The following is a 2,269-nucleotide window of genomic DNA, read 5'->3' as shown; positions in this document are numbered from 1 at the left end:
CGGGCTCGACCTGCTCGAGGCCGATCGGTTCACCGCCGCCAAGATCACCGCGTTCGCAGCCGATCCGGTGGCGGCCCTGCTCGCTCGAACCGGGAATCTCGTGGTGGCGGCCGGCGCCAACCTCGCGCAGGCGATCGACCCGAACGGCGCCGTCGTCGCCGCGGTCAACACCGTCGCCGGCGTGCTGCGCCTGGACTTCGGCGCCACCGCCGCGGCCTCGGTGATCCTCGATGCGACCGGCGCCACGCCGGCGATCGAGCTGTGCGGCGCGCTCGCGATCGACGACGTCGGCACGATCACCGTCGAACGGCTGCGACTGACCACCGACGGCGCCGAGCTCCGCGTGCGCTTCGATGCGGTCCCCATCGCCGTCGGCGCCGGAATCGAACTCGTGCCCGTCGCCACGGCCCGGGTCGGCATCACCGCGTCCGGGGTCGATCGACTGATCGGCATCGGTCTGGCAACCGACGGCGTCGGTGCCGAGAGCGTGCAGTTCCGCTGGGGGCTCGACGGCGCTGCGCCGCGCGTCGTCGTGGTCACGCGTACCACGCCCGACCCGGCCGACCCGAAGCTCTTCTCCGAGTCGGAGAACGCCGACCTCGAGGCGGTGGCGACCGCACTGGTGTCGGTGGCCGGCTCGATGGCGATCGGGCTCGCGCTCGACGCCCTCGACCCCGTTGGCCAGACCGTCGCCGACGTGCTCGACGGCGTGATCTTCACCGCCGGCACCACCACGATCGACCCGCAACTGTTCCGCGATCTCGGCGACCCAAGCGCGCTGCTCGACCGGTTGTATCTGCTCGGGTTCAACCTGGCCGCCGAGAACATCAAACTCACGATCGACTCCGCGGTCGAGATCGGGTTCACCGGCGACGGCACCCGGGCCGGGGTGTTCGTGTCCCTGGCGCCGGGCCAGCGGATCGACCTGGGTTCGAGCGACCCGACGGTCGCCATCGAGATCGTCGCCGATTGGATCAACTCCACGGTCGCACCCGGCCTGTCGATCCTGCTGGTCGAACGTGGCGGCACACTCGCGAACCCCACGTTCTCGCTCGAACCGAGCGTGGCCATCGCCGGGCTCGGGCTGCGCATCGCCAAGACATCGGGTCCGCTGCTCGATGTCGGCGTGCTCTCGGTCGATGCGATCGGTGTCCACGTCTACGGCGAGGCGGCACCCGCGGGCGTCGGAGCCGGACTGCACGTCCAACTCGATGGCGTCGCGTTCACGCCGACGGCCGGCGGCGGCGACAATGCCGTGGCGAACAACCTGATGAGCGATGCCGCCGACTCCGCGACCCCGGCGGCGCGGCCGTCGTTCAGCCCCGCGCTGGCGATCCAGGCGCCACCCGGCGGCGATCTCGGCATCACGTTCCGGGCCGGCGACCCACCGGGTCCGTGGTGGGTGGTCGTCCAACGCCAGCTCGGCCCGCTCTACCTGTCTCAGTTCGGCATCGACGTCACCGAGGCCGACGGCACGATCACCGGGCTGTCGCTGCTGTTCGACGCGCGGGTCTCGATCTTCGGCCTGTCCGCCGAGGTCGACCGGCTCGGTCTGCACTGGCTCGGCGGCGACTTCTTCGACCTCGAGCAGTGGAAGGTCGATCTCCAAGGCCTGGCGGTGTCGGCCGACTTCTCGGGTGTCTCGATCTCGGGCGGGCTGTTGCGCACCGACCTCGACGGCCAGATCGGCTACGTCGGCATGCTCATGGGCCGGTTCGGCGTGTACGGCCTCTCGCTGTTCGGCGGCTACACCGACGACAACGGCTCGCCCTCGTTCTTCGTGTTCGGCGCCGTCAACGGCCCGATCGGCGGCCCGCCCGCGTTCTTCCTCACCGGCATCGGCGGCGGCCTCGGCATCAACCGCGGCCTGCGGGTGCCCGACGACCTCTCCCGGTTCGACGAGTACCCGTTCATCAAGGCGCTCGACCCGGCCGCAACCGCGAGCGAGAGCCCGCTCCAGGAGCTGCGCGAACTCGCCGAGTACTTCCCGCCTCAGGCGGGCAACTTCTGGTTCGCGGCCGGGATCAGCTTCAACAGCTTCGCGCTCGTCGACGGCATCGCCGTGGTGTCCGTGTCGTTCGGCGCCGGCCTCGAGATCAACCTGTTCGGGTTGGCGCGCCTGGCCCTGCCCCGGCCGCAGGTCGCGCTCGTGTCGCTCGAGATCGGGCTGCTCGCTCGATTCTCGACCGTCGAGGGCCTGTTCCTCATCCAGGCCCAGCTCACCGACAACTCGTGGTTGCTCTATCCCGAGGTCCGCCTCACCGGCGGG

At 70.6% G+C, this 2,269-nt stretch carries 1 protein-coding gene; it reads left to right on the top strand.

What is annotated here, in order from left to right; all coding sequences use genetic code 11:
* Positions 1-2,269, top strand: a 2,269-nt coding sequence (locus ON45_RS23355; RefSeq protein WP_040496685.1) for a DUF6603 domain-containing protein, incomplete at both ends; no start/stop codon positions are given.

Source organism: Ilumatobacter nonamiensis YM16-303, from assembly GCF_000350145.1.
In the GTDB taxonomy this organism is placed as follows: Bacteria; Actinomycetota; Acidimicrobiia; order Acidimicrobiales; family Ilumatobacteraceae; genus Ilumatobacter_A; species Ilumatobacter_A nonamiensis.
Note: the sequence above shows the minus strand (reverse complement) of the source record. Positions and strands in the feature narration are given on the sequence as shown.